Raw genomic sequence first — 6,655 nt, forward strand, 5'->3', positions numbered from 1 at the left:
CGGGCGGGCGGCCCGGCGCCGCGGCCATGGTCAGGCTGCCGTCTTGCTCAGCAATTGCGCGGCCGTATCGACCCTGGCGGCGGGGCTTGCGCTGTCGTTGCGCACGCGCCCGGCCTCGAAATTGAGACGGTGGTCGGCGGCACCGAAATAGCGGTCGTCGTGCGTGACCGCGACGATCGTCTTCCCCTTGGCCTTGAGCCAGGGGATGATGTCCTCGTAAAACGTCTTGCGGTAATGCGGATCCTGGTCGGCGGCCCATTCGTCGAGCACGTAGATGTCCTTGTCCTGCGCGACGGCGGCGACCAGCGCCAGGCGTTTCTTCTGTCCCTGCGACAGGCGCACCGTGTCGAAGGCGCCGTTCGCCATCCTGACCACAGAGCCCAGGCCGAAGCGGTCCAGCAGGTGCTCGACGTCGGCATTCGCCGCGGCCTTGCCGTCGGCGCCGAGGACCTGCTTGAACAGGTAGAACTCCGACAGCACGATCGCGAACAATGCCCGGTAGCCGTCGCGGCTGGCCGGGTCCAGCGGCGTGCCGTCGATGTACACGGTGCCGCCGCTCGGCTCGTGCAGGGCGAGCAGCAGCTTGATGAAGGTCGATTTGCCGCTGCCGTTGCCGCCCGTGATGAAGGTCACTTCACCCTTGCGGATGTCGAGGTCGATGGGGCCGAGCACGAACGGGGTCTCGCTGCCTTCCTTGCGGTAGCTGTACTCGACTTGCGAGAAGCGGATGCTGTTCCATGCCGGCGGGGCCGCGACGCTCAGTTCCGGATCGATTTCCGTGTCGATCTGCAGGCTGTCGATCTTGCCGAGCGATACGCGGGCATTCGAGAACAGCTGCAGCAGGTTGACCACGTTGGCGAAGGGGCTGGCGCAGTAGGTGATGACCAGCGCATACGTCATGACGATGGCCTGGTCGCCCAGATACCGGCCCGCTTCCATCATGATCCCCAGCAGCAGGAAGATCTGGGCCACGGTCACGATGCGGTTGATGTCGGAATAGAAGCGGTACGTGATCTCGGCGTCGCCCAGCGTTTTCGCCTGCGGTTCCAGGTCGTGCTGGTAATAGAACGACTTGCGCGCTTCGTCCACGGTGAGCTGGGCGCTGCCGTCGAGCATGCCGCGATAGGCTTCCACGGCCCGGTCCTGGTTGTCGCGCAGCTTCGCCCCCAGCCTGCCGAGCCGCCGGATCAGGGTCTTGGACACCAGGAACGCCCCCCCGATCGCCAGCGCCAGCACGAGGAACAGCTTGAGCGACAGGAAGGCGAGGAACGACAGGCAGGACACCAGCAGGATGAGGTTGAACACGAAGGTGGGCAGGTCCGAGAACGCGTTCGAGAGGATCGCCACGTCGTTGGTCAGCACGTTGTACAGGCGCGGCGAACCGGCCCGCTCGAGCTTCTCGTACGACGTGCCCAGGATGCGCCGGATCAGCGACGTCCTGATCTTGTAGACGGCCTTCGCCGACAGGAGCGAGAGCAGGCGCGAGGCGCCGATCGACGTCGTCAGCAGCAGCAGCCAGGTCACGCCGTACCGGAGGAGATCGAAGTCCTGCAGGCCCGCCGTCCTGGCCCGGGAAATCATGACGAACAGCGATACCGCGAGCAGCGCGGACAGGCTGCTCGAGATCGTCGCCAGGGCCAGCAGGCCGCTGAGTTTCTTTGCAAAATAGGTGAACATGCGCGTACTTTCTGCGAGTTTTCTGTTACGGGGCGCGGCGGCGCGGTCCGGGATGCCGGACCGCGCGCCCCGCGTGTCACTGCGTTACCACTCCATCTCGACCGAGTCGGCCGCGGCCTCGCTCGCGGATGCCTTGCCGATGCTGCGGGTTGCCGCGACCAGCGCGGCCATGTCGCGGACGGTCCTGCCGCGCATCAGTTCGGCCAGCGACAGTTCGACGCCGCAGGCCTGGCCGATGCGCAGCAGCAGGCGCGTGAGCAGCAGCGAATGCCCGCCCAGGGCGAAGAAATCCGCAACCACGCTGATCTCGTCGCGCGCGAGCACGTCGCACCAGATCTTCTGGATCTCCGTTTCCAGCTCGGACGCGGGCGCCACGTACGCGTCGGCGGCGCCGAAATCGGGCGCCGGCAAGGCGCGGACGTCGACCTTGCGGTTCGGCGTCAGCGGCAGCGCGTCCAGCGCCATCCAGGCCGACGGCTGCATATAGCCGGGCAGCCGGTCGCGCAGGTCCGACTTGATGACCGCCAGCAGGTCCGCGCCGGCCGTCTCGTCCGGCACCACGTACGCCACGACCTTGCGCTCGCCGTCGGCATCGCGCATCGGCACCACCGCGCAATGCTTGACCTGCGCGTGGGCGCAGATCGCGTGGCGTACCTCGTCCAGCTCCACCCGGTAGCCGCGGATCTTGAGCTGCGTGTCGGCGCGGGCCACGAACTCGACCTGGCCGTCTTCCAGCGTGCGCAGCAGGTCGCCGGTGCGGTACAGCGGCTCGTGCACGCCCGGCACGCTGCCCACGGGCAGGAAGCGCTCGGCGGTCAGCTCGGGCCGGCGCAGATAGCCGAGCGACAGGCCGCCGCCGCCGATGTACAGTTCGCCGGCGACGCCTTGCGGCAGCGGACGCAGGTCCTTGCCGAGGATGTGGAAGCTGGCGTGGTCGAGCGGGCGGCCGAGCGGCACGCCGGTATGGCAGTCCGGGAGGCTGGCCAGCGTGCGCGTATCGAACGTGGTGGCCGCCACCGTGACCTCGGTCGGGCCGTAGATGTTGTTCACGGCGGCGCGGTCGCCCCAGCGGGCCAGCCAGCGGTCGACGAGGCGCCGCTGCATCGCTTCGCCGCCGACCATCACCAGGCGCAGGCTGGCGCAGGCGCCGTCGTCCAGGTCGGGCGGCAGCTCGTCGCACAGCAGGTGCAGGTAGGCCGTCGCCAGGCACAGGATGTCGATGCGCTCGCGGTCGACCAGTTCCCACAGCTGCGGGCCGTCCGGCAGCAGGGGGCTGGTGCGCAGGACGAGGGTGCCGGCATTGAACAGGGTGTAGAGCAATTCCATCAGGAAGATGTCGAAGCCGGTGTTCGAGACCTGCAGCAGGCGCTCGCCCGGTACCAGGTCGAAGCGCCGCACGCTGCCGCGCAGGTACGCCAGTGCGTTGCCATGGTTGATGGCCACGCCTTTCGGACGGCCGGTCGAGCCCGAGGTATAGATCACGTACGCCGGGTCGCAGGCCGCCAGCGTGCCGATCGGTTCGGCCTTCTCGCCGCTCGTGTGCGCCTCGAGGGCCAGCGCGGGCAGGGCGTGCACCGTCAGCCCGGCCGGCAGCAGCGCGGTGCGGTGGCCCGGATCGGCCACGATGTGCACCACGGCCGACTCGTCGATGATGTCGCGCAGGCGCGCGGCGGTCTGCTCCGGGTCGAGCGCCAGCACCACCGCGCCCAGCTTGAGCACGGCCACCACCGCGGCGGCCATCTCGGGCGAGGGCGAGGTCGCGAAGCCGACCAGGTCGCCGCGGCCGACGCCGCGCCGGCGCAACACCGCGGCAATGCGGCCGGACTGGTCGTCCAGCTCGCCGAAACCGAGCGTGCGGTCGCCGAGCTTCACGGCGCACACGCCGCTGTGCGCCGCCAGCAGGCCCAGGAACTGTCCGACCAGGTTCTCGTGCGGTTCCACCAGGCTGGTGTTTTGCGCCAGCGCGGCGGCGATCTGCCGGTCCGATTCGCGCAGTACGTCCGCGGCGGCGTCGACGCCCGCCAGCATGGCCTCGAGCGCTTCGCCGAGGTATTGCTGGATGCGCAGCGCGTAGCGGTCGTCGAACCGGGTGCCGTCGAACGCGACGTTGATCTGGCCGAAATTGGCCTGCATGTCGCGCACGACGAAGGTCACCCCGAGGCCGATCTCGTTGAATTCGAAACTGGCGCGCGCGCGGGTGCCGCGCATGCCCATGTCGTGCGCGTCTTCGGTGACCGAAAAGTGGTTGTAGGTGAACGTGGTTTCGGGCTGGGCGAGCGCGCCCTGCTGGCGCTTGATCTCCGACAGCGGATAGAAGCGGCGCGGCCAGATGTCGGCCTCGGCGCGGTAGCAATGCAGGATCAGCTCGCGCCAGCTCGGCTGGCGGCACGACAGGCGCAGCGGAAGCTGCGACACGTACAGGCCGAGCAGGTCGTCGCTGTCGCGCGTTTCCGGGCGCCCGTGGGTGGTGAGGCCGACCAGCAGGTCGACTTCGCCGCTGAATTTGCTCATCACCTTGGCGTAGGCGGCCAGGAACAGCGACTTGAGCGGGACGCCGACGGTGCGCGCCAGCGCGCGGCAGGCCGCGAACTGGTCGGCCGGGATGTCGAACGGGGCGATCTGGCGGGCGCCGGCGTCCGTGCGCGCCTGCATGCCCAGCAGGACGGTGGGCGCGGCGTCGGCGAGGTAGCCGGCCCAGAAGGCCTGCTGCTCCGGGTCGGCGATCGCCTGGCGTTCGCGGTCGATGAAGTCGCGGTAGGACGACGACAGCCGCGGCGCGGCGCGCATGGGCTGGACGCCGGCCAGCATGGCGTATTCCTGCGCCAGCTGGGTCATGAAGCTGGCCAGCGACCAGCCGTCCAGGATGGCGTGGTGCTCGAGCCAGATCAGTTCGAACTCGGCGTCCGCGATGCGGTACACGTGCGCGTGGAACAGCGGGGCCGCCTTGAGGTCGATGCGTTCGCCGCGCAGGCGCGCCAGTTCGTGCGCCAGGTGGGCATCCTGCGCGGCGGCGTCCATGTGGCGCAGGTCGTTCACGTACAGCGGCGCCGGCACCGAGCGGTGGATCAGTTGCAGCGGCTCGCTGTAACCGTCCAGGTCGAACGACGTGCGCAGGATCTCGTGGCGGGCCATGACATGCCCGAGCGCCAGGCGCATGCGCTCGAAGTCGATCTCGCCGCGATAGCGCTGGTTGATCACGTTGTGGTAGGCCGAATTGTCAGCGCTGGCCAGGTTTTCGTAGATCATCCCTTGCTGGAGGCGCGACATCGGGCAGGCCGCCTCGACCCCGGCCGGCAGGCGTGCGCGGTCGGCCGCGTCGATCAGGTCGAACGGGCCGGTGGCCGCCGCCGCCGCGGGCGCGGCGCTGGCGCCGACGCGGGCCAGGTCGGCGACGCAGGGGGTGGCGAAGACGTCCGCGATGCTCAGGTTCAGGCCCGCTTCACGGGCCAGCGCCACGAGGTTGACCGCGCGGATCGAGTCGCCGCCCAGGCCGAAAAAATTGTCGTCGATGCCGACGCGATCGATTTGCAGCAGCCTCGCGATCAGGGGACACAGCAGCTGCTCCGCGGGCGTTTCCGGCGCCACGTAGGCGCGCTGCCAGACGTCGCCGCCGGCCGGCGGCGGCAGCGCGCGGCGGTCGACCTTGCCGTTTTCGGTCAGCGGCAGCCGGTCGAGCGCGACCACGCTCGCCGGGATCATGTAGTCGGGCACGGCGGCCGACAGGTGCCGGTGCAGCGCCTGCTTCCAGTCGGCGCCGGCGTCGCCGGCCAGCACGAGGTAGGCCACCAGCTGGGGCGCGTCGGCCGCGCCGGCGAGCACCACGACGGCCGCCTCGACGGCGCCATGCGCCACCAGCTGGCGCTCGATGTCGCCCAGCTCGATGCGGAAGCCGCGCAGCTTGACCTGGCCGTCGTTGCGTCCCATGTACGCCAGCGCCCCATTGTCCAGGCGGCGCGCCAGGTCGCCGGTGCGGTACAGCACGTCGCCCGGCTGCGCAGGATGGGCGACGAAGCGCTCGGCCGTCAGTTCCGGCCGGTTCAGGTAGCCGCGCGTGACGCCCGCGCCGCCCACGTACAGTTCGCCGGTCACGCCCGCCGGCACGGGCTTCATGCGCTCGTTGAACACGTGCAGCGTCAGGTCCGCGAGCGGCACGCCGATGTCGTTGATGCCGTCGACCGCATCCTGCGCGCACAGGCGCCGGTACGTGACGTGGACGGTCGTCTCGGTGATGCCGTACATGTTCACCAGCGCCGGGGCCCGGTCGCCGAAACGGTCGAACCAGCGCCGCAGGCGCGTGGTCTCCAGCGCTTCGCCGCCGAAGATCACGTAGCGCAGCGCGCCGCTGCTGGCGCGGGCCAGCAGTTCGGGCATCAGGTTGGAAAACGCGGTCGGGGTCTGGTTGAGCACCGTGACCTGTTCGTCGAGCAGCAGGGCGGCGAATTCGGCCGGCGCGCGCGCCACGTCGTGCGGCACGATCACGAGGCGCCCGCCGTACAGCAGCGCGCCCCACATTTCCCACACCGAGAAGTCGAACGCGTACGAGTGGAACAGGGTCCACACGTCCTGCGCCGAGAACGAAAAATGCCGTTCGGCGGCGGTGAACAGGCGCGCCACGTGGCGGTGCTCGACCATCACGCCCTTGGGCTTGCCGGTCGAGCCGGAGGTGTAGATCACGTAGGCGAGGTCGGTGCCCGCGACGGGCGGCAGCGGCGCGTCGGCGGCGCCGGCGGCCTCGCCTTCCTGGTCGAGGAAGAACACGCGGCCGTCGCAGCCGGCGAGCAGCGCGGCGTACTTCGACGTGCTCAACGTGAAGCGCGCCGCGGCGTCGGCGCGGATGAAGCGCTGGCGCTCTTCGGGCACGGTCGGATCGATCGGCAGGTAGGCGCCGCCGGCTTTCAGGACGGCCAGGATCGCGACGACCACCTCGATGCTGCGGTCGAGCGTGATGGCGACCAGCTCGCCGCGCTGCAGGCCGGCG

General features: G+C 69.8%; 2 protein-coding genes. Both read right to left on the bottom strand.

The window, feature by feature from the left end; genetic code table 11:
- Positions 1 to 30 precede the first annotated feature (30 nt).
- Positions 31 to 1,677, bottom strand: a complete 1,647-nt coding sequence (locus ASC93_RS27475; protein ID WP_056450257.1) for a cyclic peptide export ABC transporter — start codon at positions 1,675 to 1,677, stop codon at positions 31 to 33.
- 84 nt (positions 1,678 to 1,761) lie between these two features.
- A partial coding sequence (locus ASC93_RS27480) for a non-ribosomal peptide synthetase (RefSeq protein WP_157202148.1) occupies positions 1,762 to 6,655 on the bottom strand: 4,894 nt, incomplete at its 5' end.

This window comes from Massilia sp. Root335 (assembly GCF_001425685.1).
GTDB classification, from domain to species: Bacteria; Pseudomonadota; Gammaproteobacteria; order Burkholderiales; family Burkholderiaceae_D; genus Telluria; species Telluria luteola.

What these genes read in the sequence shown, in the direction of transcription:
- ASC93_RS27475 (WP_056450257.1), bottom strand. Translation starts at nt 1,677, where the DNA reads ATGTTCACCTATTTTGCAAAGAAACTCAGCGGCCTGCTGGCCCTGGCG.